This window comes from Pontibacter qinzhouensis (assembly GCF_008017455.1).
GTDB classification, from domain to species: Bacteria; Bacteroidota; Bacteroidia; order Cytophagales; family Hymenobacteraceae; genus Pontibacter; species Pontibacter qinzhouensis.
The window spans coordinates 1-25,111 of the sequence record NZ_VRTY01000004.1 but is presented as its reverse complement, the minus strand read 5'-3'; the positions used below and the strand labels follow the sequence as shown (position 1 = coordinate 25,111).

Sequence of the window (25,111 nt, the reverse complement as noted above, 5' to 3'; positions counted from 1 at the left end):
ATGGTACCTGCTGGCACTTTGGCATCTCTATTAACTCGTGCTTCCGGACCCTTGACAACTTTTGCCTGTTTTTACTTTGGAAGGCCATTTTTATTTGAAAAATTTGACATGAACCCGGCAGTTGATTCTTGATGCTGCAGAAGCTGTAAAGTTTATGTAAGGTTTCAATTTAATAATTTGATAAGTATCGAAATGTTTAAGTAAATTTTTTAAACTTTGAAAATTGTCTGCAGGTAACGTAATGTTTCTTCGTTAATGGCTGCCGTAATCTGTTTGCCCACTTTCTGTACTGTTATCAGCTCTGCCGACTCCAGTTCTTTTATGTGATGCGAAATAGTAGGAGCCCCGATCTTCATTTTAGCCGCTATGTCGCTCACAAAACATTCGCAGCCGGTAGGTACAGCCACTGCCACCGCCTCCTGCCGCCTGATTTGCAGGTAAAGCTCCAGCCTGTTTTCATTAGCAAGGGCTTTCATGATGCGGGTAAGTCGTTTGGTATCGTGTGTCATGGCGCTGAACTCAATTCAAAGGTACGACAATTCGATAAGTATCAAAATGTTTGAAATCTTTTTTTTTAATTTTTTATTATTAATTCAAGTTATGCGGCAAAAGCGAAATACATATTAGTTCTCCGTCAGCCCCCACTTTGTCATCCCTTCGGCATCTTGTGGGTGAGATCCTAAAGCAGTGGCAGCTCTGGGTTCAAGTTTGCATAGCCCCTTGTTTAGCAGTGATAGCAGCAGATGTTGATTTCGATTTTTTTATTAGAAGAAGCTGTGCTATAATCTGCTTTCAAGGTTAATTTAAGCGACTGCATCGGGTTTGTGGTGAAAAATAATTATATTGTATCAGAATAGAAGGACAGTAAATGCAGCAGAAAAGTCCAAGTATACCCAATATTTATAAGTTCTGCTTCTTCGCTAACAATGTCTGACCGGCTGGCTGCGTTCCGCGTATATACAGGAAGATCAATTTCAAAAGTAAAAATTAAAACAGGATGGCAATTTTTTTGACGTTTGTAATAGCATTAGTGCTGGGATATATTTACGGGCACCACATCAGGCCAAACCAGCGATTGCGATCAGCGCTTATAGATGTAAAACAAAAATGCATTGCGGCACTGGAAGAAGGTAACAAAGGCGTTTACCGCACCATCGTGACGGACAACAACAAATCGTCGGAGCTGGTGGTGGAAATAAGGGAACTGGCCGTGACACAGAACGGGCAGGTAAAGGTGCAGTATTTGAGCGCCTTTTATAAAAACCCTGATTTCAGAACCAAAAAAGGTGATGCCCTGCTGAAAGAGGTGCACGGGCTCCTGGGCGAGTACCTGCCGCTAAACGAAATAGAGTGGTATGAGGTAACCGAGCGCCACGAAAACATTAAAAAATACCTGAACTCCGTAACACTAACCCACCACAACCTACTTTAGAAACAAAATAAGATGGAGAAAACCCCCGTATCGATTGCCGAAAACAAGGAGCTGATACAGCAGAAGGCCCTGGCAATGGCGAAAACCATAGATCCGACAAAACCTGAGTCGCTAAGCAATTTTGGTGTGGAAACGCAGCGCAAGCTGGGCTACTACTCGAACGAGCTCCTGACCAAGGTTAAAGTGAAAGACTCTGGCGATGCCGGTGCCGCCATAAACGAGCTGCTGAACCAGATAAACATGGTGAAGATAGACGAGGCCGAAAAGCCCGGCATGCTCTCGCGCATACCGTTTATGAAGAAATTCGTGGACAAGTCGAAGCGGATAGCCAGCCAGTACAACTCTATTTCGGAGAATGTGGATGATGTGGTGGTGAAGCTGGAGAAGACAAGGCAAAGCGTTTTAAAAGACAGCACCAGCCTGGAGGTTATGTTTAACCAGGCGGTAGAGTACATCTACGAAATTCGTTCGGTTATAGCGGCCGGTAAAATGAAAATCGAGGAGATTGAAACGGTAACCATACCTAAACTGCAGGCCGAAGTAGAAAGCAGCGACCAGGACGAGCTGGCTGTGCAGCGCCTGAGCGACATGATTGCCTTTAAGGAGCGGCTGGAGAAAAAGGTACACGACTTCACGCTCTCGCATACCATTGCTACGCAATCTATGCCGCAGATCCGGATGATACAGACGACGAACGATGTGCTGGCCCAGAAAATTCAGAACTCCATTGTTACCGTAATTCCGGTGTGGCGCCAGCAGGTAGCCATTGCGCTAGGCCTGGAGAAGCAGCGAAAGGCCCTTGAGATTCAGAAAAAGGTAACTGACACCACCAACGAAATGCTGCTCAAGAACTCGCAGCTGCTTAAAACTAATGTGGTGGTGGCTGCCCAGGAGAATGAGCGAGGCATTGTGGATGTGGAAACCCTGAAAAAGGTAAACCGCGACATGGTGGAGACGCTGGATGCAGTCTTGAAAATATCGGAAGAAGGAAGCAAGAAGCGGGCAGAGGCTGTAAAAGAGCTGGCCGCCGTGCAGGAAGAGCTGAACAGTAAAATTATCGGGTCGTTTGGCAAGTCTAAACAGATCGAGACAGAGTAATGCGGAGTAAAGACAAAACGCAAACCCACGAGCAGCAGCGCGTTCTGACAGCGGAGCAGGACGCGCTGCTGGATTTATACCAGGAGCACCTCGATCATTTTTTCGAATCAATAAAAGCATCTGAAAAAGTGCAGGTAGAGATAGAGACGCTGCACCTCAAAAAAATATTATCTAAATGATAGACATGTTGCGTTCTCTTTTCGGTATGAGGGGGGAGTCTGGCAGCAGAATGGTTGTTGGGCAACCGGTGCAGGTAGACGTTAAGGCGGCGCAGTACATCCGCGACTCCAATACGCGCCTAACCATGCTGCTGAACCTCCAGAACCGCTACAAAGGCACACCACAGGAGCCTAAGTTCAGAGCCATACACGAAAAGACCAAGCGCATTCATAATTACCTGGTTTCTAAAAAACGGCTGCATGAGCTGGAGCTGTTTCATTTGCAGCACACCGATCATTTTATATCTACTTACAGCATTATTATAGATGTGCACCAGCGGCACGAAACAGGTGCGCCACTAGCACATGAGCAGCAACCGCCTGAGCCCATCGCCAAGCGGCCGCAGCCCGAAACGGTAAAGCAAAAACAGGCTGGTCCGGTAAAATATGTTGCCGATCTTGCCAAAAAAGCGCGGGAGAAATCTGCTGGTGCCGTAGCTGCCAGCGAGGAGTTGCCCCTGGTGGTGCTGCCCCTCATCAGCCTCGACAAATATGCCTCTATTGTGTATGCGCGTGAGAGCTCTGCTACAGGACCGGTTACAAAAACAATTGGCTACCATGTGTCGGAGCAGGAGAAAGCAGACTTTTTGCAGCATGTGGCCAGCAGGCTGGGCATTGGCAAAGAAGGCCTTTCTTATGCAGGTAATGCCATGCTCTCAGTGCCTGCCCGCGATGGCATCAGCAGCTCCGGCAATTTTCCGGTTATCGGGTGGGTTGGTTTCTATTATGCCCTCAATTTAACAGACTACCGCCTTTTTCCGGTAACTCTAGCCCGCGAAAGTGGAGGAGGTGTATGAGCTTACGGTTTAGCTTACGCATCAAATTTTTCAGATGAAATCGGTCTTCCAAAAGAAATTGCCTGGTTTAGGCCCAAGGGTGCCAATTGCCTTGGCTGCAGATTTTCAGTTAACTTATGAAAAATAATTTTCTGGCAGCAGTCATAGCCTTGGCAGCTACCTTGCTTATCCTTGCCCTGCACCTAACCGATAGTTTTCCGAGCATTCTTAATTTTAGAACACCGGAGATAAACCTGGCAAAGGATAAAATTTCTGAGAGCCATCTGGCAGCTGCGGTTGCTTATCATAAGGCGCATCCTGCTTTCGCCAGAAGGCCAGTCAGCACTTATTTAATTGAATCGGTGCACCAGCATGCAACACTAAGCCTGGGAGAAGCCTTCATCTTTGTGAATTTTCTGCTGCTGTTTGCCTGCGCTTTGTTAGTTTATTTTCTGGCCAGGTGTATTGGCTGTACAGGTGCTGAGGCAATTGGCAGCATGCTTTTCTTTTTCGGTAGTTTCACCATTCTTTTCATCTTTTTCCCACCAATTTATACGTATGATGAGCCTGCTCAATATTTCTTTCTGCTACTGAGCCTGATTGCTTTTTTTAAAGAAAAGTACTTGTCCTTCTTCGTCTGTTTCAGCCTGAGTTTGATGGTGCGCGAGAGTAGTATACTTCTTTTGCCTGGTTTGCTGTATTTGTTCCTGAGCAAATTAAAATACGCAAATAAGCCTCAGGTGCTGGTGCTGAAGCAAATTGCCTTGTTACTCACACCCATAGCTGTTTATATCATTTTCCTGTACTTCCTGATACAGCAGCAGCAGATATGGCCAAGCTCAAAAATAGATTTCTGGGATCGTTTGCTGCATTTCAGTTTTAACTTCCAGAGTGTTCCTCACGCTGTCAATACATTTGTTTCTTTTTTCTTAACCCTGGGCCTACAGCTCTACCTGGTCTATTGGTTTTTAGAAAACCATAACAGGAGGAAGGAAGATACACGCTTGCTGAAAGCCTTTTTCATCACACTTTTTATAAACACGCCGGTGGTACTAACAACTACTTTGGCAGTAGAATCGAGATTGTATGCATTGCCTTTGCTGTTTTTATGGCCGCTACTGGGTAAAATAGTGAAGGCGGAATGGAGAAACCGCTACAGCTTAAGTATACTGAAACATTTTCTTCGGAATTGGTTGTATATGGGGTTTTTACTGCTTTGCTTCTTCCTAAGCGTTTGTGTAACGCGCTATGTTTATGTACCCACTGATAAACATGCACCACACCAACTCTTCAAATTATACTTGCTCCTTTGTCTTTGCTTACTCTTCTTCGATTTTCTGTACAAGCACTTTTTAAGAACCAGACCACACAACCCTTAGCTAAAAAAGGCCTTAAAAGCTTTGGATAGCTGTTTTCATTAGAATAATTGCTGGCTGCAGAAAAATAATCGTCTTAAGCTTGAAGGTTAGCTACTAGCTGTTGAAAATCAACTTATCTGCCACTCAAAACTAACTATTCTTCCTCGTCTTCAAATTCCTCATCATTTTCATACTCCGCTTCCTCCTCCTCAAATTCCCAGTCGGTGTCTGAGGCAGCAGTTTCAGGAGGAGGTAATAAGCTGTCGATTAGTGGTTGCTGGCTTACGTCGTAGATCAGTTCTCCTTTCAGAAGAAATTTATGCGTGTTCAGTAGCACCTCATAGATAGGCGTGTGAATGTGCTTCGGAATTTTGAGGAGGCGTTCGTCCTTTTTGTTAAAAGGAGTAGCTACTTTGGAATCGAAAAGGTACGGGATCAGGATTTTGGAGCAGCTCATGGCGATGCGGTGTATCTCGTGTTCCTCGAAATATTCCTGCAGCCGCTCATTAATATTTTCGAAAAACTCCTGCGTTTCGCCCAGCCGGACCCTGGAGCCTGCCCTCGACTTGCCTTTGGTTTTTAAATACTTTACCTGGCTCTTGCCTTGTTTTTTACGCACCATATACGACCTGAAAACCTTGTGGTCGAGGTTCTGACCATTTTCAAAGTAACCAACAGCACAGCTGCCCGACTGAATTAGCAGGATGATGTAATGCATATCCCAGCGCGTAACCTGACCAAGCATAGAAGGCGGTGGCAGCAGAAGCGGAAGCCTGAAGTGCAGCAGTTCGTTTCCGGCCGGGTCGAGTACGGTGGTGCGGTGCTTGTCGGGCTGGTAGCGAAGGTCGTAACCTTCAGCCAATAGCTTCTGGAGCACCTGCAAAGCTGTTTCCTGGGGTACTAAACGGTTCATAAATTCTGGTGCTGCCAAGTTGCCTCTGAAAGTTAACAAAAGGTGTGTTAATTTTTACAACATCCTGTTTAGCAACTCAACAATTTTTTGTAACTTATAAACTGCGATACAACTTTCTGAAATCGACTCCTTAATTTTTAATGACAATAGTAGTTCATAGAAGTTGTAGGCTAAGATGTTCATCCTTTTCTACTTCAGAAATCAAACGGCAATGTTTTTTAGGTTTTCAGCATGAGTGATGAAGATGCTAATATGTCTTATTCAGATTAGCATTAGAAAAAGAAGAATAAATATTATCAATTTTGAATTTAAAATATTTGAATTGTGTTCTAAAAGAGCCGCGCAGCTTATCTTAAAAATTTTAACCCAGAAATTTTTGCACTACTTTATAATACTGAGGGTGGTAAGCAACTAATTTATGCGTTTGCAGTAACATAGGGTATAGTGTGTTGCCCTTGTGCAGATGTTGGTATGGCATAGCATAAATGCTGGCGGGCCATTCTAAAAGGTTTGTACTCGCCACTTACAATGAGAAACAATATAACTTCGTTATAGGAGCTGTTACAGGCAGCCACTTATACAGGTAATTACCAGACGCCGACGGACAGAAAAGCAGGGACCTCAGGACATTGATCCTCTAAGACAGGCGCCGTACACAAAAGTATCCCATTTTCTGTTGTAGAAGCAGAGCCGCAGCAAGGCGTCCGCTTCATTTCCTTTGTTATATGCGTTCCGTAGCAGTTGCCCAAACTCACGGCCCAGGTTGAGATTCCGCTTCTGCTCTCTGACAAAATAATTCTGACAATGTTAAGACCACGCACCCTATGAACATTTTAGAAAAGATCAAGACTAATTACAGTGCCTCCATGAATGAGATGACAGTAGCTGCCTATCTTGAGGAGTGTAAGAAGGACCCAAAAGTGTATGCCAAGCCAGCAGAGCGAATACTCGATGCCATCGGGGAGCCGGAGGTGCTGGATACCCGGCAGGACCCGGTCCTGAGCAGAATTTTCTCTAACAAGCGAATTAAGATATACCCTGCCTTTAAAGATTTTTATGGCATGGAAAGTACCATTGAGCAAATCGTGTCTTACTTCAGGCACTCGGCGCAGGGGCTTGAGGAGAAGAAGCAGATACTGTACCTGATGGGACCAGTTGGGGGCGGCAAAAGTTCTTTGGCAGAAAAGCTGAAGCACCTGATGCAGCAACACCCTATTTACGCACTTAAAGCCGGCGATCAGATCAGCCCGGTGTTTGAAAGTCCGCTGGGGCTGTTCGCCGATTATACCGAAGAACTGGAGGAGGAGTATAATATTCCGGGCCGGTATGTGCCTGGCTGCATGAGCCCCTGGGCTTCTAAAAGGCTGCGCGAGTTCGACGGCGATATAAACAAGTTTAAAGTCGTAAAGCTTTATCCTTCTATTCAGGAGCAAATCGCCATTTCTAAAACAGAACCTGGCGACGAAAATAACCAGGATATTTCGACACTTGTCGGTAAAGTAGACATCCGGAAACTGGCCGAGTATCAGCAGAGCGACCCAGATGCCTATTCCTACACCGGTGGCCTCTGCCTGGCAAACCAGGGTTTGCTGGAGTTTGTGGAGATGTTTAAAGCGCCTATAAAAGTACTGAACCCGCTCCTCACTGCCACACAGGAAAAAAACTACAAAGGTACAGAACCGATTGGCGCTATTCCGTTTGATGGTATTATTCTGGCGCACTCAAACGAATCGGAATGGGCTAAGTTTCTGAACGATAAGAAGAATGAAGCCTTTCTGGACCGTATTTACAAGGTGCAGGTGCCTTACTGCCTGCGCGTGAGCGAGGAAATAAAAATTTACGAAAAGCTGATTAGGGAAAGTTCGCTAAAAAATGCCCCTTGCGCCCCAAAAACGATTGAACTGCTGGCCGAATTTTCGGTGATGTCGCGGCTAAAGGAGCCGGAGAACTCGCATATCTATTCTAAAATGCGGGTATATAATGGCGAAACTCTGCGCGAAACCGATCCGAATGCCAAATCAATTCAAGAGTACCGCGACGATGCCGGTATAAATGAAGGTATGCAAGGTATCTCCACCAGGTTTGCTTTTAAAATACTCTCGAAGGTGTTTAACTTCGATAGCGAAGAGATTGCGGCTAACCCCGTGCACCTGCTGTATGTGCTGGAGCAGGAGGTTATTAAAATGATGCTTCCGCCAGAAACCGAAACCAAGTACCTGCACCTGATTAAATCGGTATTGGTGAGCAAATACGCCGAGTTTATTTCTGATGAGATCCAGAAAGCCTACATAGAATCGTACAGCTCGTATGGGCAAAACATTTTTGAGAAGTACGTGGTGTACGCCGACCACTGGATGCAGAACAACGATTACCGCGACCCGGATTCAGGCGAAATCTTCGATAGAAGTATTTTAAACGATGAGCTGGAGAAAATTGAGAAGCCAGCCGGTATTGCCAATCCGAAAGATTTTCGTGCCGAGGTTACAAACTTCTTTCTGCGCCACAAAGCCAACCACGGTGGCAAAAGTCCGCGCTGGGACTCTTATGAAAAGATTAAGAATGTAATTGAGAAGAAGATTTTCACCAATACCGAGGATCTGCTGCCTGTAGTGACCTTTACTGTAAAAACCAACGAAGAAGACGAGAAGAAGCACAGGGATTTTACCAGAAGGATGAAAGACAGAGGCTACACCGAAAAGCAAATCAGGATTTTGGTTGATTGGTTTATGCGGGTTCGGAAAACAATGGCCTGATGCAGGGACAGGTCGCGACCTGTCCGTACTGCGACCTATCCGTACGATCGGCAGATTTTTTCAACAATTCAATTCAAGCACCATGAGCCATATCGTTGACAGAAGGAAAAATGATAAAGGGAAATCGACGGGGAACCGGCAAAAATTTCTGAAGCGGGTCGAAAGCCAGATAAAGAAAGCGATTCCTGATATCATGAGCCAGGAGAGCATAAAAGACAGCAAAACTGGCGGGAGCGTAAAAGTGCCTGTGCGGGGGCTGGAAGAACCGATGTTCAGGCACGACCCCAAAACGGGCCGAAAGCAGATCGTGAAGCCAGGCAACGACCGCTATAACCAGGGCGACCGCATTCCGAAACCAAAAGGAGGCGGGGGCGGCAGCGGTGGTGGCAAAGGCTCTAATAGCCCCGAGGTAACGGAAGATGAGTTTACGGTGGTGCTGTCGCGGGAGGAGTTTCTGCAATATTTTTTTGATGACCTGGCGCTGCCCAACATGGTGAAGAAACTCATGAACAGCACCGAGACCTTCGAGATGAAACGCGCCGGCTATACCCGCGACAGTGTGCCTTCGCGGTTAAACGTGAAGAGCAGTTTTCAGCAATCGCTGGGGAGGCGGCTGGCCTTGAAAGGAGTTTTCGATGTGAAACTGAAGAAGCTGGAAGAGCAACTGGCAGCTGTTTCTGACCCAGAGGAGCGTGCCACACTGGCGCTGGAACTGGAGAAGGTAAAACGACAGGCAGCCACCATTCCTTTTTTCGAAGATATAGACCTGCGGTACAACAACTTTGAGCGCGTGCCGGTGCCGGTTACCTCTGCGGTCATGTTTTGTATTATGGATGTCTCGGCTTCTATGGGCTACCACGAAAAAGACATTGCCAAACGATTTTTTACTTTGCTGTATATTTTCCTGACCAGGCTTTACAAAAATGTGGAACTGGTGTTTATACGGCACCATACGGAGGCCAAAGAAGTGGAGGAAGAAGAGTTTTTTAACTCGCGGGAAAGTGGCGGTACAGTAGTGGCCCCTTCACTTAAACTCATGGACAAAATTATTCGGGAGCGGTACGACGATAACTGGAACATTTACTGCTGTCAGGCTTCTGATGGTGATGTGTGGTCAAAAGAGGATGCCCGGGAGTGTAAGAACCTGGTACTCGAGACCATTCTTCCTGCCATTCAGTACATGGCCTACATCGAAATTAATAACAAGAGCCGCGAAAGCGACCTTTGGCAAGCCTACAACAGAATCAGCAACGACGATGAGTTCTCCATCAGGCACATCAACGAAGTTTACGAGATATGGCCGGTTTTCCAGGGACTCTTTCGGAAAAGGAGTGAAGCATAAGGTATATTGCACAAGGCCACTGGTGCCTAAAGTCGGCTTCATAATTTTCCGGAATTCGAAATTGCAGAGCTTTTAGATGCAGGACACAGGACTTTTTTCAATCTCTCCGTTGATATTAAAAAAATCATCTGTTGATTTTCGATATGTTGTGTCGCCATCTGTAGGTAAATTCAAAACTGGAAATTAAGCTTATCAAGCTAATCATCAACAGAATAAACAGCCGATCTTATTTAAGTAACAACCTGGTTGTGTAATATTTGCATGCAAGGAAGCTTTGCCAGATAAGTTATTAGGATTTAGGATCAGCTTCTGAATTATTCTAATGAAAACAGCCTCCGGAAGGTTTTAGATTAAAAATTATCCAAGGGTCTAGCCAGCATGTTTTTGAAAAATTTACTTAGGCTGGAGGTGCAAAAGAATGATGTGAATTCTTAATCCACTTAGCGAGAATAATAGCTTTTGGCGGGCAGGTTTTAAATCTGGAACAGCAGGTTGCATTTTGTCAATTGACCTTATCGCTAAGAGGAGTGGTGCTACTTAAACCGTGTGTCGTGATACGGGTATCTTGATACGTGATACGGAAAAAAATATGACAGACAAAGATAAATACAAAGCGCTTTTCAGTAACCCGAACTGGGACTACGAAACGCTGGAGGCGGCAGATGAGGTGATCGGCAGAATAGGGCGGGAGTACCTGAAGCTGAAAACATACCCGAACCAAATCGAGATCGTGACTTCTGAGCAGATGCTCGATGCTTACGCCCTTACAGGTTTGCCTACCTCGTACCCGCACTGGAAATTCGGGAAGGATTTTGTGCTCAACCAGAATAACTACACCAAAGGGCGAATGGGCTTGTCTTATGAGCTGGTAATTAATTCGAACCCCTGCATCAGCTACAACATGGAGAACAACTCTACCTGCATGATGTTGCTGGTAATTGCCCATGCCTGCCAGGGCCACAATGCCTTTTTCGCCAACAACTACATGTTCCTCGACTGGACCTCCGCCGACTCTATTGTAGACTATATGGTGTTTGCCAGAGAATATATTCTGAAGTGCGAAGAAGAATTTGGTGAAGAAGAAGTAGAAAAGGTGCTCGATGCCTGCCATGCGCTCATGAACCATGCCGTAGACAAATACAAAAAGCCATCTAAAGTATCGGCTAAGGCAGAGAACGAGCGGCTGAAAAAACTAACTTCGATTAAGCGCGAAAATTACAACGAACTCTGGAGAACCTTACCTGCAGCCGCTGATTTACCGGAACCAGGCAGCAAAGAAGAACAGCGGTTCCCGAAAGAGCCGGAAGAGAACATCCTGTACTTTATCGAAAAATATGCTCCTGCACTTCCTGTCTGGAAAAGGGAAATTATCAGGATCGTGCGGAAGGTGGCACAGTATTTTTATCCGCAGGGAGCCACTAAGGTGATGAACGAAGGCTTTGCCACGTTTACGCATTACCACATAATTAATAAAATGTTCGAAGACGGCTACGTGAGCGATGGCTTTATGCTGGAGTTTATTAAAAGCCACAGTGGGGTGTTGTATCAGCCGGAGTACAACAGCAAGTACTATTCTGGCCTGAACCCTTACACCCTCGGGTTCAATATTTTTATGGATATTAAACGCATCTGCCAGGAGCCAACCGCCGAAGACAAGCAATGGTTTCCGAACCTGATCGGTAAAGACTGGCTGGAGCAGGTGCATTATGTGATGGAGAACTTCCGCGACGACAGTTTTATTCTGCAGTACCTGTCGCCGAAGGTTATGCGCGACATGCGGCTGTTTACTATTGTAGATAACGAACTGGAATCGAGTTACGAAATAGGAGCCATACACAACGAGCGTGGCTACAAAAAGGTGCGGGAACAGCTAAGCAACCAATATGACAGGTCGGTGCATGTGCCCAACATACAAGTCACCAAAGTAGACTTGCACCAGACAAGCAAATTGTACCTGACCCACACCATTCAAAACGATAGGCGCTTAGATGCTGAAACTGCCAGAACCACCCTGAAACATATCCGCCACTTATGGGGCTTTCCGGTAGAACTGCACTCAAAAAATAAGCTGGGCATTAATGAGAGTACATTTGACATAAAGTAGCCATAGCTAAGGCTGGAGGTGTGGAAGAACCGCGTTATCATTAGCAAGCTCTAATATTGTAGGTAGAGACACAACTTATCGGAAATCAACAGTTGATTTTTACGTTTTAACAGGATAATGGATATTCTTGTGTCTTGTGTCTTCTAACAGGAGGCAGTGCAATTTCAAATTCCGATTGGTAAGGTAGAATCTATAGATAGGCTACCATTTTGTCTATAGATTACAAATTATTTACATGAAAACTGCCTTCAAAAGGTTTTTCGTCTGAATTCTGCCAAGGGTAAAGTTTACATACTTACTTTGTTCGCGTGCTCCATCACTTACACAAATTTAAAACTCAGGAGGTTATGAAGTGACTTATAAACGCTTGTGCATCAAAACCAAAGTATGTGAAAGTTATGGATTGTTGCCTTAGATGCAAAGAAAATTGGTAGTTTACGTAGGTATGAGTAATTTGAAAACATGATACAAGCAACGCCACTGTAGCCGTTATCAGAACAGCTTCTATCAGGAAAATAAACCACTCATTCATGGGTAACCAGTGCCGACTTCGCCTAGCATCTTCCTGTTTTATGAAACCACTTTACTACCTGTTTCTCTTTCTGCTGCTTATAAACTGCTCCGTAGACAGGTCGATAGAGCGTGCCACCAAAAACAGAGAGCGCGCAGAAAAGACACAGGACCGGCTAAAAGAGCAACATGAGGAACTGGTGGCTGAAAAGTTTAAAGCATGGTACCCAGCCACAGAGACTGAAACAGTGATCAGGGATACCGTTCGTGTAACCGAAACTGTGCATGTACCTGTTCCTGCTCCAAAAGATACTCTGGCTCAACAAGTTGCTCCTGTTCCTGCTAAAGTTATTCGGGTTAAGTCTGAAGTAAAATGCCCGGAAGTAGCTTTTTATAACGAAACCATTGCAGCCCTAAAACAGACAACAGAAGCCCGAACCGCTGCCCTCGAAGTAGCCAACAAGCGCTACAAAGCATTACAGCAGACGCTAAGTAAAGAGCAGCTAGCCCACCGCTTCTTAATTCAGGAACTGGAGAAAGAGCAAAAAATCAGTACCGCCTGGATCTGGTTCAACGTTTTTCTGGGCTTAACCATTGCCATGTTTGTAGTGGGTAAAATTTTCAGACTCTTCTAATCATTCTGTTACTCCCACCTATTGGCTGTCGCTTTGAGTTCTGGACATAAGGGTACTCAAACCTGAAACAAACACAAGCAGCGTTACTCTCCTTATCTAAAGAAAAGAACTCGGGTAGTTTTAGAAGCTTTTTGTCGCAGAAAGACAAACAGAAAGTACTGCGGCAACTGTGGCTACGCGTAAACAACTTTTACCCTTGGCAATAATTCTCCAAAATTCCGTTGGAAGAGCATTTTCATTTGAATAATTTATTGTTCAACGCTAATTTGCCTCTTTGGCAATCGGGAATATGGTGCCATAGCAGCTATCAGTTGTTAGGCAGAAAAAATAGGTTTATCGATTTTCTTTACCTGTATAGACAGGTTTTAGGAGCCTTTGTCTAAAAATTGAAAAGGTTATAAATGTTATGTTTATTTTTATAAACTTTTAAGTATGTACAAGCCTAAAAACTATGAAAAACGCAATAACCAAAACTGTCTGTGCCCTAAGCATTGTGCTTGGAACAGGCATGTCTGCCAAGGCGCAGGCACCAGAGCCGGGTAAAGGAAGTTGGGTTGTAGAAACCAACCTCACCCAGAAAAACTATTCTATCGTCAGGTTCTACAACCAGCACGGCCAACAGATTTACGAAGAGAAACTACAGGGAGTTTACCTGGATGTAACCAAGGCTAAAACAAGGAAAATGCTCAACAAGACCCTGGCGCACGTCAGCAGCAATACGGTAATTGCTGGTCAGTATTTTAAAAATACTCTGCCAGACGATAGGCTGGCAAAGTGGTAAAGCAAAACGGGCTGAAAGATTCAACCCTTTCAGCCCGCTAGTGTGAAACGGCCTTTCATAACCCTCTGTACTTGTCCGGATAAGTCTTGAACTTATAAAAATCAGAAGAACTTAAAAAAAACTTACTACCGTAGCCTGCGCCCCTGTCGGTTGAAAGATTAATAACAGATACAACTCAATTAGTCGCATTCGGGCACCATCCCCATCACTAGGCCCGTAGGTGTGGAAATAGGACGTAATACCAAGTTACAGCCGCCACTCGACCCATTGCCACCTTGCTTCAGTTCCCGCTGGGCATTGTGCATTATCATCAGTTCAGTTCCCGCCGGAAATTCATCTACCTGTACAAGTTGCACAATATGTGTTTTCAAGACTAAATTTGTTTCAGAAAGGCTGCCATCAAATTTAAATTTCTCCTGCGGAGTAGTTGTTTCGCCGCTAATGATGCCTTGCGCAGAAACATGAAAGGTAAGTTCCTTCTCGCCCGATTGCCATGCCTGACCATCTTGTTTTCCTTTTATTTTTAAATTGAGAGTGTTGTTGTTGGGAAGCTTCGTTGTAATGGCAATCGTAGCCGAATCTCCTTTCACATCCATCAACTGGAAACTCGTTGTCCCCTCAATTGTGTTACCTGGTCCTTTACCAGTGTTAACTTGTATAGAAGCAGTTCCTTTGTAAGGTTCTCCATCAACCTTCTGGATAAACGTTTCAGTTGCTTCTTCATCCCTGTTACAGCCCAATAGGAGCAGGAGCATACACCAAAAAAATCCACGGGGAATCTTAAACAAATTTGTTTTCATAGAGAGGAGTTTTGATTGTTCATTTTAAATAAAAATGTTTTACGCAGCATTAGGTAATTAGTGCGCTGGATACAATAACTTTCTCTATTGCGATTTAGAGCTTGACCTGCCGTGTTACTTTGAATCGTTTATAATGCAAATAAATCTCTTCTAAACCCCTAATAGCTTGAGTAATAATAATTTAATAATTATTTATAGATTATTTTGAATAAAAGTATTATGTTACTTTTGGTGAAGAATATTCCTTTTGTTTTAGTTATAAAAAATGTATTTTTATTTATATTTTATTATCTGAAGTAAAAGACAATTATTCAGTAGCAGAATGGCATAAGTACTGCTTTGGAGAGACTAAAAACTCCTTTTACCAGGTGCATTAACAGCTAATTTAAAACTTGAAGTTTCCTAACCCTACAGTTCCTATAGAAGACATAACTGAAAAGCCATGCAAGCACTAGCAGAAGGATTATCCGCAACTATGTTACATGCCACGCCAGAACCTGAAGAGTACAGGTCCTTAGTGAATGTTTGGAGAAACAGGAACTGTGCCTCAGTTCCGGGTAACTACGGAGATGTTTTTCAGGATTCTCCTTTGCTGCTGGCCATGCTGAATAGTTCGCCGTGTGTAATTAAAGTACTTAATTTGTGCACACAGCAGTATGAGTTTGTAAGCGACAATGTATTCGAGTTGTTTGGGTATTCCAAAAATGAATTCCTGCAACATGGTTTGTCGTTTAGTAACACCATTGCCCATCCGGAAGATTTGCAGCACTCCTGGAAGCTCATAAAGAAAATCTGGGACTTTATTTTACATGTTCCCTTAGCAGAACAGGTGCAGTATAAATTTTCCTATGATTTCAGGATTGTTAAACCCTGCGGTAAAGTGGTGCGAGTGCTGGCCCAAAACTCGGTGCTGCAAACAGATAGCCATGGCAATATTACGCATGTGCTTATAGTTTATTCTGATATTTCTCACTTAAAGAAGCATTCCGATGTAGCGACCTCCTTTATCTCTTCTGGCACTAGCGTGTACCACTTCACTTCCGTGGAAGACAACAAGGCGGGCAGCACGATTAAAAGCCTGAGCAAGCGGGAATTGGAGATTGTTAAACTGATGTCGGAAGGGTATAGCAGCAAATTAATTGCTGATAAACTTTTCATCAGTTTCCACACGGTTAATACTCACCGTCAGAAAATTATGGAGAAAACAAATACACACAACACGGGTGGGCTGGTGCAGTATGCTGTTTCGCAGGGTCTGGTTTAGCTTGGGTGTTTGTCGCTACTTTACCATCATTTGAACTGGTAACTTACATAAACCAGCCAGCTGGTTTTGTTCACAAATTTTAAATTATTCAAATGAAAATGCCCTCCAGAAGGTTTCTGATCAGAATTTTGCCAAGGGCATAGGTTATTTCCATGGCTACAGAAGTTGTCTGCAGATAAACCTGGTTTCTGAAGCCTTTCCTTAGGCAGAACCCGAAGACAATACTACCGGTGAGGCAGCACCCACAGAAATGTCCGGATACCTGAAGCCCATATGTCCGATTTTCAAAATTTAAATCCTAACTTTGTGGCTTGAAAAAAACTAAGCATGCTTCACTTCTTTTTTAGTCAGCCTGAAACAGTTTTCGCCATCCAGACAGAGCGAGAATTAACCTCTACCGATATCTCAAAACTTGAATGGCTTTTCGGAGATGCCACTCGCAAACAGGAACCCACGCTCCATGGCTTTTTTGTTGGCCCCCGTGCTGCCATGATCACCCCTTGGAGTACCAACGCCGTGGAAATTACCCAGAACATGGACATTCAGGGAATCATCCGGATAGAGGAGTTTAAAGTAGTAGCAGAAGATTTTAATGATTTCGACCCGATGCTTTCTCAAAAGTACCAGGGCCTCGATCAGGATATTTTCACCATTCATATACAGCCGGAGCCGATTGTGCCGGTAACTGATATTGCTGCTTACAACAAGCAGGAGGGGCTCTCGCTCAGCGACGAAGAAGTGGCTTACTTAAATCAGCTTGCCGACAGGTTAGGCCGCCCGCTTACCGACTCAGAAGTGTTCGGATTTTCGCAGGTGAACTCCGAGCACTGCCGCCACAAGATCTTCAACGGCAAATTTGTAATAGATGGCGAGGAGAAGCCAAGCTCACTTTTCAAATTAATCCGCAAAACTTCTGAAACGCATCCGAACGACATTGTTTCGGCTTACAAAGATAACGTAGCTTTTATAAAAGGCCCGGTGGTGCAACAGTTTGCCCCAAAACGAGCCGATGAACCTGATTTCTACCAGGTAAGCGATTTCGAATCGGTAATATCCATTAAAGCGGAAACGCATAACTTCCCGACAACAGTTGAGCCATTTAACGGGGCCGCAACCGGTTCAGGAGGAGAGATAAGAGACAGGCTGGCAGGTGGCCAGGGAGCATTGCCACTGGCCGGAACGGCTGTGTACATGACGGCCTTATCGCGGCTGGAGAAAGACCGCCCCTGGGAAAAAGCAACACAGGAAAGACAGTGGCTTTACCAAACGCCGATGGACATCCTGATAAAAGCCTCGAACGGTGCCACCGATTTTGGCAATAAGTTTGGACAGCCGCTTATCTCAGGTTCTGTTTTAACGTTTGAACACGACGAAAAAGCAGATGCCCTGGAAGCTCCCAGAAAGTTAGGATACGACAAAGTAATAATGCTGGCCGGTGGTGTTGGCTATGGCAAAGCCAGCCAGGCACAGAAGCAGCAGCCGCAAACCGGCGATAAAATTGTAATCCTGGGCGGTGAAAACTATCGTATCGGTATGGGCGGTGCAGCCGTATCGTCTGCCGATACAGGCCAGCATGGCTCCGGCATAGAATTAAATGCTATTCAGCGCTCCAACCCCGAAATGCAGAAACGCGCAGCCAACGCTATTCGTGGTATGGTAGAAAGCGAGCACAATGCCATTGTTTCTATTCACGACCATGGTGCAGGGGGCCACTTAAACTGCCTTTCGGAATTAGTAGAGGAAACAGGCGGTAAAATAGACCTCGATAAACTGCCGGTTGGCGACCCGACGCTTTCGGCTAAAGAAATTATTGGTAACGAGTCGCAGGAGCGGATGGGGCTGGTGATAGGCGAGAACGATATTGCCACCTTGCAAAAAATAGCAGATCGTGAGCGTGCTCCGATGTACACAGTAGGAGAGGTAACCGGCGACCATCGCTTTACCTTTGAGTCTGCATCCAGTGGTGCAAAACCAATGGATTTGGAGTTAAGCGATATGTTCGGCAGTTCACCTAAAGTAGTGATGGCCGACAAAACAGTTGCCAGAACCTACCAGCCGGTAACCTACGATAAAAGCCAGCTGCATGACTACCTGGAGCAGGTACTGCAATTAGAAGCTGTAGCCTGCAAAGACTGGCTTACAAACAAAGTAGACCGTTGCGTGGGTGGCCGTGTGGCTAAACAGCAATGTGCTGGTCCGCTGCAGTTACCGCTGAACAATTGCGGAGTAATGGCACTCGATTTTCAGGGGAAAGAAGGTATTGCCACCTCAGTTGGTCATGCACCTGTTTCGGCTTTAATTGATCCTGCAGCAGGTAGCCGAAATGCCATTGGTGAGGCGCTTTCTAACATTGTTTGGGCTCCTTTGAAAGATGGTTTAAAAAGCGTTTCACTTTCGGCTAACTGGATGTGGGCCTCCAAAAACCCTGGAGAAGACGCCCGTTTATACAAAGCCGTAGAAGCCTGTTCTGAGTTCGCTATTGCGCTGGGCATCAACATCCCGACCGGTAAAGACTCGCTTTCTATGAAGCAGAAGTATAAAGACGAGGATGTGATAGCACCCGGAACGGTCATTATATCGGCTGGCGGAAATTGCAGTAATGTACGGCAAGTGGTAGAGCCCGTGTTGCAACGAGATGGTGGCAATATCTACTACATCAACCTCTCCAACGACGCTTATAAACTTGGTGGCTCTTCTTTTGCGCAGATTGTAAATAAAATAGGCAACGAAACGCCTGATGTGACCGATGCGGAACTGTTTACGAACAGCTTTAATACGTTGCAACAGCTTATTAAAGAAGGTAAAATAGCAGCAGGCCACGATATTGGCAGTGGCGGCCTTATTACCACGCTGCTCGAAATGTGTTTTGCCGATAACAATCTTGGTGCAAACATCGACCTGACCTCGCTTGGTGAGGCAGACAGCATAAAAGTGCTATTTGCTGAAAACATTGGTGTCGTATTTCAGGCGACTGCCGATGTAGAAGCTACGCTGCAGGCGAACGCGGTTCCATTCCACAAATTAGGTGTAAGTACTGCAACAGCTACACTTGAGCTGCAAAACGGAACAGAGAGTTACACTTTTGATGTGGCACAACTTCGGGATACCTGGTTTAAAACCTCTTATCTGCTCGATATCAGGCAAAGTGGTGAGAAGAGTGCCAAAGAGCGTTACGACAACTACAAGAAGCACGAACTGATCTACCGGTTCCCTGAGAATTTTGATGGGAAGAAGCCGGCGATTGACAGCTCTAAGCCAAAAATAAAGGCAGCCATTATTCGCGAAAAAGGCAGCAATTCGGAACGTGAAATGGCTAACGCCATGTACCTGGCCGGCTTCGATGTAAAAGACGTGCACATGACCGACCTGATCAGTGGCAGAGAAACGCTGGAAGATATTCAGTTTATTGGTGCTGTCGGCGGCTTTTCTAACTCCGATGTACTTGGTTCTGCCAAAGGTTGGGCAGGAGCCTTTTTATATAACGAAAAGGCCAAACTAGCCCTGGAGAACTTCTTCAAGCGCGAAGACACCTTATCGGTAGGTATCTGTAATGGCTGCCAGCTGTTCGTAGAGCTGGGCCTGATCAACTTGGACCATGACAAGAAGCCTAAAATGCTGCACAACGTGAGCCAGAAACACGAAAGCATCTTTACGTCTTTAACCATCCGCGAAAACAAATCGGTTATGCTATCCAGCCTGGCTGGCAGCACGCTGGGTGTTTGGGTATCGCATGGCGAAGGCCGCTTTAGCCTGCCAATGTTAGAAGATAAGTACCAGATCGTGGCAAAGTATGCCTACGAAACCTACCCGGCGTGTCCGAACGGCTCCGACTATAATACGGCCATGATTTGCGACGAAACTGGCCGTCACCTGGTCATGATGCCGCACATTGAGCGTTCGCTGCTGCAATGGCAGTGGGCCAATTACCCGAAAGGTCGTCAGGATGAAGTGTCGCCGTGGATGGAGGCTTTCGTGAATGCAAGAAAGTGGCTGGAAACAGTTGGGAAATAGAACTTTCAGAGATTTAAACAAAGAAAAGGCTCCTGCAAACGCACACCGCGAAAGCAGGAGCCTTTTTTATGCCCAAGCCCCCAAACCTCGTACGGACAGGTCGCGACCTGTCCCAAGCCAACCCGATCAACAAATCAAAAGCATCATCAGGAGCAGAAAGGAAAGGAAATAATTTTTGTGGAACGATTAGGGGATTATTTTTTTCGGGAATGATTTTCGGTAACGTTTGGGAACGATTTTCGGGAACGATTGGGAACGATTTTCGGGAACGATTGGACAGGTCGCGACCTGTCCCTACGCGGCATGTACATTATACTGTTTGTATCGGGCCTCGGCTTGTTCCATTACTTCTTCCAGAATCTCCTGCAACTCGGCCTTTACTTTAAATCGCAGCACCTTTTTTACCGCCAGCATCAATTGGGCTTTGGTGTCTTCTTTTTTATACCAGTCGGGTTGTTGGGCACTTCTTTTTACCTCTGCCAATATCTTCTGCACCAGGTCTTTAATTAGGTCAAAGTCCTGCAAAGCGTTCGGGTGATTAGCCAGTATTTCGTAAAACGCTTCTTCTTCATCAGTTAATCCGAGCTGATTCCGGCGTTGGTCTTCTTCCTGCAGAGGCTTTGCCACTTCCTGCCGGAGTTTTTCCAGCGCTACCAGGTTATCGAAAAAGTTGTTATGATAATCCTGAATTATTTTTTCAAGCGATTCTTTCAGCTTTTTATACTTCACCAGGTTTTTGCTGGAGCGTAATTTAATCTCGTTGTTAAGGAGCTGCCTGATCAGTTCCAGCTTTAATTCGTTGCCGGACTTCTTCTCTTTGGCTGTCGCCAAAAAAGCATCGGTAATAATAGAGATATCAAATCTCTCAATGCCGGCCATTTCAAAAACATCAATCACGTTATCGCTTCCGATGCTTCGGTGAATCAGGTTTTTAACCTGGTCTTCCTTTTTACGGATGTTGCTGACCGGGTTTTTGGCTTTCCGAACAATCACACCGATGTTCTGAAAAAAAATATAATCGTTGGCGATTTCCTGTATGGTTGCATGACTCTTGACGATGGGCACAAGGCTGCTCAATTTCTTCTCATTCAAAAGAAACCGATTGGACCGGTCATCGTCTGCCACCATATGATTCAGGACCGTAAGCGCCAGTTCTCTTCGCTCCTCCGCGTTCATGGCAGGCCAGTTGCTGTAGGAGCATCCACCTGGCAACATCGCTCGCAACAGGTTAACGGTCTCCCTCGCCAGCTCAAACGCCTCTTCCATATCAAACGCTACTTTGCCCTCTCCACCTGCGGAGGTATACTTCTTCGTAGCCTCACGTAATTTGTCACCTATGCCGATGTAGTCGACGATCAGGCCGTTGGGCTTGTCGCGGAAAACGGTGGCGACGCGGTTAACTGCTTGTATGAGGTTGTGGCCGCTCATCACTTTGTCGACATACAAGGTATGCATGGCCGGGTTGTCGAAGCCGGTGAGCCACATGTCGCGCACAATTACGAGTTTGAGCGGATCGTTCGGGTCTTTGAAACGGGCTTTCACGGCCTCCATTTGCTCTTTACCACGTACATGCGGATGCCACGTATACGGGTCTTTGGCGATGTTGGTGGTCATAATTATCGCTACCTCGGGGCAGCCCTCCAGTGCGGTGAGAGCATCATAAAGCTTCACGCAGTTGCGGCGGCTCATGCACACGATCATGGCTTTGCCTTCTATACTCGCGCCTTTTTCTGCGCGGGAAATATAATGCTGCAGGATGTCGCGGGCAATGGCTTCTACACGCTCTTTGGCTCCGGCGGCGTCTTCCATCGCAGTCCAGAGTATCTTGTTCTTGTCGCTTTCTTCCAGACCGCCCGTTATCTCTTCGGCTTCCTCTTCGAGCTGCGCATTGCCCAGGTGCAGCTTGGCCAGACGCGGCTCGTAGTAGATCGGCACCACGGCTTTGTCTTCGGTGGCCTGGCGGATGTCGTAGGTATGGATGATGTCGCCGAACACGGCTACGGTGTCGGCGTCTTTGCTGTCGACGGGCGTGCCGGTGAAGCCGATGAAACTTGCCTGCGGCAGGGCGCGGCGCAGATTGTTGGCAAAACCCTGCACGAGGCCGTACTGCGTGCGGTGGCACTCGTCGGCAATCACGATGATGTTGTCGCGCGTGCTCAGCACGGGGTGCTCCAGCTCGCGGCCGCTGGCGTTGTCTTTCAGGTTGAACTTCTGCACGGTGCTGAACACCACGCCACCTCCATCGCCGCTCAAGAGGGCACGCAGTTCGTCGGTGGTGTTGGCAATCTGTACGTCGCCTACCAGGTCTTTGGCGGCCACAAAATCGTCGAAGAGCTGGCGGTTGAGGTCGAAGCGGTCTACCTGCACCACAATGGTCGGGTTCTTGAGTTCGGGCAACTGGCGCAGGATGCCGGTGTAAATGGCCATGGTAATGCTTTTGCCGGAGCGGGTGGTGTGCCATACCACGCCAATGCGGCCGTCGCCATAAGGGCGCACCGACTTAAGCGTTTCCTGCAGGGCGTATTGTATGCCGAAGAACTGGTGGTACTTGGCGCCTTTCTTTACCAGCTGGCCCTTGTCTAGCTCATGGAAGATGTAGTGGCGCACGTAAGCTAACAGGCGCTCCGGTACGAGCAGACCTTTAATGAGCGTTTCCAGCGCAAAACCGTTGTTCACTACTTCGCGACCGTCTATACTTTTCCAGGCGGCGAACCACTCCAGACCGCTGCTGTACATGCCGTGCAGGGTGGTCTGGCCATCGCTGACTACCGTGAGGGCGTTGTACTCGAAGAGCTGCGGAATCTGGTAGGTATAGTGCTGCACCTGGTTGTAGGCAGCTTCTACGGTAGCGTCCTGGTTGAATAGGTTTTTGAACTCAAAGAGCACCAGCGGCAGGCCGTTCACGAAAATAATGAGGTCGGGGATGCGCTTGCTTTTGCCGATAATGGTGAACTGGTTGACCACCAGAAATTCGTTCTGGTGAACGTCCTCGTAATCAATAGGGTAGAAGTGACCGAAGTGCTGCCGGCCGGTATCGTCTTTCCAGCTTTTGCTGATGCCTTTGCTGAGCTTGAGGTGGAAGGCGTGGTTGCGCTGGTGCAGATCGGCGCCAGAGTTGTAGAGGAACTCCTGCTTCAGCTCGGCCAGCACCTTTTGCGGCACCTGCGGGTAGCGGCGCTGCAGAAAGTCCTCGAATACGTCTTCGAGCACGGCCTTGCTCAGGTCGCGCTTTATCTCGGAGCCGTGTTGGTAGGTATAGGGCTCCTGCTCGCGCAGCCAGGCAATGGCCGCCTGCTCTATGGCTTCTTCAGCTAAGTACTGGCTCATAAAGCGCTGCTGGTTTGGTTTGCATGACATCAATTTCTCCTGACATGAGTTTGGGAAGAAGGGTGTCGCGGAGAGTAGTAAGTGTACTGATTTCCTTTTCGTTAAGCACTAACTTTTGGAAAAGCGCATCAACTTTGGCGTCAAACTCCTTTACCAGCTCTATAGGTGGTATACTTAGAGCTATATTTTTAAAAACTGATTTGCTGATCTCAAGGAAAGTAGAGCCGTTTGCGTTTTGTATGATGGTGCTCATGTTCTCTTTCAGCCAGTAAAGCATGAAATAGTTTGAATAACCTTTCTCGCAAAGTATTGCAATGTATCCTTGATTGATAGCTACTGGTATTTGTGTAATGGCCAAATAACCTATTGGCGCTCTTGATGAAAGAAGCAAAGTGCCAACAGGTAATAAACCGGAGCTTATCTTCTTTAGTCCGGCTGCTGTAATTTTCTTTTCAGTGTTGAGTAAGACAGGAAATCTTACTGATGATAAATCTTTAGGCGAAGTCCAGTTTATATTTCCATCCCAGAACTCACGCTGTTTTGTGCTAGGTGTTGTGCCGCCTTTCACATCAACTAAATCGCTCAATTTCCCTTCTTGCCATCCCTTTGACAGATTCTCTTTATCAATACCATCCACGAAATACTGCCGGAAGAGCGTTTGCGCCATTTGCTCCAGCGTTTTGTTCATGCGGCGGTTCATCTCAATTTTATCATCCAGTGCAGATAAAATTTCGGCTATGCGGCGTTGGGTAGGGAGGTCTTCAGGAAATGAAATATCTATACTTTTGAAAGCAGTGTGATTCAGGTCTTTCTGTACTGAACCTGAAGCTATACTGTTAGCAATTTCTATAATTTCAGTTTGCTTCAGCAACCAGTACAGGAACATTCTATCTATCTCCTGATTAGGTATAACCTTAAAGCAATTGTTATGAACTACACCTATCTTACCTGTATATACTAATCCCACTTGCCCTGTTCTTGTATAAATAATGTCTTCAGGTATAGCTATACACTTAGTTGATACTTTATCTTCATCAACGTATTCTTCTTCTATACCATTGATAAGGTTTCTTATTTTAAGAAGAGGTAAAGTACTTTTTGGCACTAATAAGTGTTTTGTCTTGCTATTAATTGCAAGACCTTGGCTAAGTTCTACTACTTCACCGATTTTACAGGTTTTCCAGTTGGTCATTTGCTGTATCAGTTTCTGTATTATTAGTTACCATACCTTTCTATTATATTCTTCAGTGTGTATGGTAAATAACTGGATAATTCATTAGACCCCGAGAAATATTCATCTGCATCAGCATCATGCCAATATTGTTTTGCTTCCTCATAATAAGGCAGTGTTAGCCTTCGTAGAAACTCAACCACTTCTCTTATGTCTTCAACTTCGGGCCCCTTATAGTGCTTGGGACTAATAAAAGGACCAGGATCTAGCATACCATACAGTTGAATAACCATTGAGTTATCTTCTAGTATATTGTTCAAATGATTGTCCGAAACATGCCGATGATTTGCTAATTTCATGCATCTGGTTTCATGGTGGCAAATGCGAAAACTCTTGTTAATTAACTTACTTTTTTGCTCATCATAATAACATAACCATTCTACCCAACCATCTTCAGGTTTCTCAATAGTACTTCCGCATGTGTCGCAGATAAATTGCTTAAGAGGCTCTAGCATCATAATATATTATAAAGAATTAAAAAAACGACATCATTAGTGTCCAACTATAACTAAAACATATTCAGCTGGTTAGAATTATTATCACCTGGTTTTTGTAATT

General features: G+C 45.7%; 18 protein-coding genes. 12 read left to right on the top strand and 6 right to left on the bottom strand.

Annotation, left to right across the window (positions count from 1 at the left end; all coding sequences use genetic code 11):
- Positions 1 to 209 precede the first annotated feature (209 nt).
- Positions 210 to 509 carry an ArsR/SmtB family transcription factor gene (locus tag FVR03_RS01665; RefSeq protein ID WP_147920024.1) on the bottom strand — a complete coding sequence of 100 codons (300 nt, stop codon included), beginning with the start codon at positions 507 to 509 and terminating at the stop codon, positions 210 to 212.
- A gap of 488 nt (positions 510 to 997) precedes the next feature.
- On the opposite strand from FVR03_RS01665, the gene FVR03_RS01660 reads away from it, so the two are divergent.
- The 5 genes from FVR03_RS01660 to FVR03_RS01640 all read left to right on the top strand — a co-directional run bounded on the left by FVR03_RS01660 (position 998) and on the right by FVR03_RS01640 (position 4,903).
- Positions 998 to 1,432, top strand: a complete 435-nt coding sequence (locus tag FVR03_RS01660; RefSeq protein WP_187270002.1) for a hypothetical protein — start codon at positions 998 to 1,000, stop codon at positions 1,430 to 1,432.
- Positions 1,433 to 1,444: 12 nt separating this feature from the next.
- Positions 1,445 to 2,530, top strand: coding sequence for a toxic anion resistance protein (locus FVR03_RS01655; RefSeq protein ID WP_147920023.1), 1,086 nt, complete (start codon positions 1,445 to 1,447; stop codon positions 2,528 to 2,530).
- Entirely contained in the window at positions 2,530 to 2,709 is a 180-nt protein-coding gene (locus FVR03_RS01650) for a hypothetical protein (RefSeq protein WP_147920022.1), read from the top strand. The genes FVR03_RS01655 and FVR03_RS01650 overlap by 1 nt, the downstream gene beginning before the upstream one ends.
- The gene (locus FVR03_RS01645; RefSeq protein ID WP_147920021.1) at positions 2,706 to 3,545 is read left to right on the top strand and encodes a hypothetical protein; all 840 of its coding nucleotides are present in this window, start codon (positions 2,706 to 2,708) and stop codon (positions 3,543 to 3,545) included. The genes FVR03_RS01650 and FVR03_RS01645 overlap by 4 nt, the downstream gene beginning before the upstream one ends.
- A 116-nt stretch (positions 3,546 to 3,661) precedes the next feature.
- The gene (locus tag FVR03_RS01640) at positions 3,662 to 4,903 is read left to right on the top strand and encodes a hypothetical protein (RefSeq protein ID WP_147920020.1); all 1,242 of its coding nucleotides are present in this window, start codon (positions 3,662 to 3,664) and stop codon (positions 4,901 to 4,903) included.
- Positions 4,904 to 5,036: 133 nt separating this feature from the next.
- Here FVR03_RS01640 and FVR03_RS01635 read toward each other — a convergent pair whose 3' ends face one another.
- Complete coding sequence (locus FVR03_RS01635; RefSeq protein WP_147920019.1) at positions 5,037 to 5,795, bottom strand: VLRF1 family release factor; 759 nt, start codon at positions 5,793 to 5,795, stop codon at positions 5,037 to 5,039.
- Between the two features lie 824 nt (positions 5,796 to 6,619).
- On the opposite strand from FVR03_RS01635, the gene FVR03_RS01630 reads away from it, so the two are divergent.
- The 5 genes from FVR03_RS01630 (at position 6,620) to FVR03_RS01610 (ending at position 13,920) form a co-directional block, all read left to right on the top strand.
- A complete protein-coding gene (locus FVR03_RS01630) occupies positions 6,620 to 8,548 on the top strand; it encodes a PrkA family serine protein kinase (RefSeq protein WP_147920018.1) in 1,929 nt (642 codons plus the stop codon).
- A gap of 82 nt (positions 8,549 to 8,630) precedes the next feature.
- Complete coding sequence (locus FVR03_RS01625) at positions 8,631 to 9,890, top strand: YeaH/YhbH family protein (protein ID WP_147920017.1); 1,260 nt, start codon at positions 8,631 to 8,633, stop codon at positions 9,888 to 9,890.
- A 589-nt stretch (positions 9,891 to 10,479) separates the two neighbouring features.
- Positions 10,480 to 11,994 carry a SpoVR family protein gene (locus FVR03_RS01620; protein ID WP_147920016.1) on the top strand — a complete coding sequence of 505 codons (1,515 nt, stop codon included), beginning with the start codon at positions 10,480 to 10,482 and terminating at the stop codon, positions 11,992 to 11,994.
- 572 nt (positions 11,995 to 12,566) lie between these two features.
- Entirely contained in the window at positions 12,567 to 13,139 is a 573-nt protein-coding gene (locus tag FVR03_RS01615; protein WP_147920015.1) for a hypothetical protein, read from the top strand.
- A gap of 451 nt (positions 13,140 to 13,590) precedes the next feature.
- Complete coding sequence (locus tag FVR03_RS01610; RefSeq protein WP_147920014.1) at positions 13,591 to 13,920, top strand: hypothetical protein; 330 nt, start codon at positions 13,591 to 13,593, stop codon at positions 13,918 to 13,920.
- A gap of 179 nt (positions 13,921 to 14,099) precedes the next feature.
- On the opposite strand, the gene FVR03_RS01605 is transcribed toward FVR03_RS01610, so the two are convergent.
- Positions 14,100 to 14,720, bottom strand: a complete 621-nt coding sequence (locus FVR03_RS01605) for a hypothetical protein (protein ID WP_147920013.1) — start codon at positions 14,718 to 14,720, stop codon at positions 14,100 to 14,102.
- A 442-nt stretch (positions 14,721 to 15,162) separates the two neighbouring features.
- On the opposite strand from FVR03_RS01605, the gene FVR03_RS01600 reads away from it, so the two are divergent.
- Positions 15,163 to 15,984, top strand: coding sequence for a LuxR C-terminal-related transcriptional regulator (locus FVR03_RS01600; protein WP_147920012.1), 822 nt, complete (start codon positions 15,163 to 15,165; stop codon positions 15,982 to 15,984).
- 327 nt (positions 15,985 to 16,311) lie between these two features.
- Complete coding sequence (gene purL, locus FVR03_RS01595; protein ID WP_147920011.1) at positions 16,312 to 19,995, top strand: phosphoribosylformylglycinamidine synthase; 3,684 nt, start codon at positions 16,312 to 16,314, stop codon at positions 19,993 to 19,995.
- A 294-nt stretch (positions 19,996 to 20,289) separates the two neighbouring features.
- Here the strand turns inward: purL and FVR03_RS01590 are convergent, their stop codons facing one another.
- Genes FVR03_RS01590 through FVR03_RS01580 form a run of 3 tightly spaced genes read right to left on the bottom strand, consistent with a single transcriptional unit; the run spans position 20,290 to position 25,011 of the window.
- Positions 20,290 to 23,322, bottom strand: coding sequence for a type I restriction endonuclease subunit R (locus FVR03_RS01590; RefSeq protein WP_147920010.1), 3,033 nt, complete (start codon positions 23,320 to 23,322; stop codon positions 20,290 to 20,292).
- Positions 23,303 to 24,514, bottom strand: coding sequence for a restriction endonuclease subunit S (locus FVR03_RS01585; protein ID WP_147920009.1), 1,212 nt, complete (start codon positions 24,512 to 24,514; stop codon positions 23,303 to 23,305). The genes FVR03_RS01590 and FVR03_RS01585 overlap by 20 nt, the downstream gene beginning before the upstream one ends.
- Positions 24,515 to 24,537: 23 nt before the next feature.
- Complete coding sequence (locus FVR03_RS01580; protein WP_187270001.1) at positions 24,538 to 25,011, bottom strand: hypothetical protein; 474 nt, start codon at positions 25,009 to 25,011, stop codon at positions 24,538 to 24,540.
- Positions 25,012 to 25,111 lie beyond the last annotated feature (100 nt).

What these genes read in the sequence shown, in the direction of transcription:
- FVR03_RS01665 (WP_147920024.1), bottom strand. Translation starts at nt 509, where the DNA reads ATGACACACGATACCAAACGACTTACCCGCATCATGAAAGCCCTTGCT.
- FVR03_RS01660 (WP_187270002.1), top strand. Translation starts at nt 998, where the DNA reads ATGGCAATTTTTTTGACGTTTGTAATAGCATTAGTGCTGGGATATATT.
- FVR03_RS01655 (WP_147920023.1), top strand. Translation starts at nt 1,445, where the DNA reads ATGGAGAAAACCCCCGTATCGATTGCCGAAAACAAGGAGCTGATACAG.
- FVR03_RS01650 (WP_147920022.1), top strand. Translation starts at nt 2,530, where the DNA reads ATGCGGAGTAAAGACAAAACGCAAACCCACGAGCAGCAGCGCGTTCTG.
- FVR03_RS01645 (WP_147920021.1), top strand. Translation starts at nt 2,706, where the DNA reads ATGATAGACATGTTGCGTTCTCTTTTCGGTATGAGGGGGGAGTCTGGC.
- FVR03_RS01640 (WP_147920020.1), top strand. Translation starts at nt 3,662, where the DNA reads ATGAAAAATAATTTTCTGGCAGCAGTCATAGCCTTGGCAGCTACCTTG.
- FVR03_RS01635 (WP_147920019.1), bottom strand. Translation starts at nt 5,795, where the DNA reads ATGAACCGTTTAGTACCCCAGGAAACAGCTTTGCAGGTGCTCCAGAAG.
- FVR03_RS01630 (WP_147920018.1), top strand. Translation starts at nt 6,620, where the DNA reads ATGAACATTTTAGAAAAGATCAAGACTAATTACAGTGCCTCCATGAAT.
- FVR03_RS01625 (WP_147920017.1), top strand. Translation starts at nt 8,631, where the DNA reads ATGAGCCATATCGTTGACAGAAGGAAAAATGATAAAGGGAAATCGACG.
- FVR03_RS01620 (WP_147920016.1), top strand. Translation starts at nt 10,480, where the DNA reads ATGACAGACAAAGATAAATACAAAGCGCTTTTCAGTAACCCGAACTGG.
- FVR03_RS01615 (WP_147920015.1), top strand. Translation starts at nt 12,567, where the DNA reads ATGAAACCACTTTACTACCTGTTTCTCTTTCTGCTGCTTATAAACTGC.
- FVR03_RS01610 (WP_147920014.1), top strand. Translation starts at nt 13,591, where the DNA reads ATGAAAAACGCAATAACCAAAACTGTCTGTGCCCTAAGCATTGTGCTT.
- FVR03_RS01605 (WP_147920013.1), bottom strand. Translation starts at nt 14,720, where the DNA reads ATGAAAACAAATTTGTTTAAGATTCCCCGTGGATTTTTTTGGTGTATG.
- FVR03_RS01600 (WP_147920012.1), top strand. Translation starts at nt 15,163, where the DNA reads ATGCAAGCACTAGCAGAAGGATTATCCGCAACTATGTTACATGCCACG.
- purL (WP_147920011.1), top strand. Translation starts at nt 16,312, where the DNA reads ATGCTTCACTTCTTTTTTAGTCAGCCTGAAACAGTTTTCGCCATCCAG.
- FVR03_RS01590 (WP_147920010.1), bottom strand. Translation starts at nt 23,322, where the DNA reads ATGAGCCAGTACTTAGCTGAAGAAGCCATAGAGCAGGCGGCCATTGCC.
- FVR03_RS01585 (WP_147920009.1), bottom strand. Translation starts at nt 24,514, where the DNA reads ATGACCAACTGGAAAACCTGTAAAATCGGTGAAGTAGTAGAACTTAGC.
- FVR03_RS01580 (WP_187270001.1), bottom strand. Translation starts at nt 25,011, where the DNA reads ATGATGCTAGAGCCTCTTAAGCAATTTATCTGCGACACATGCGGAAGT.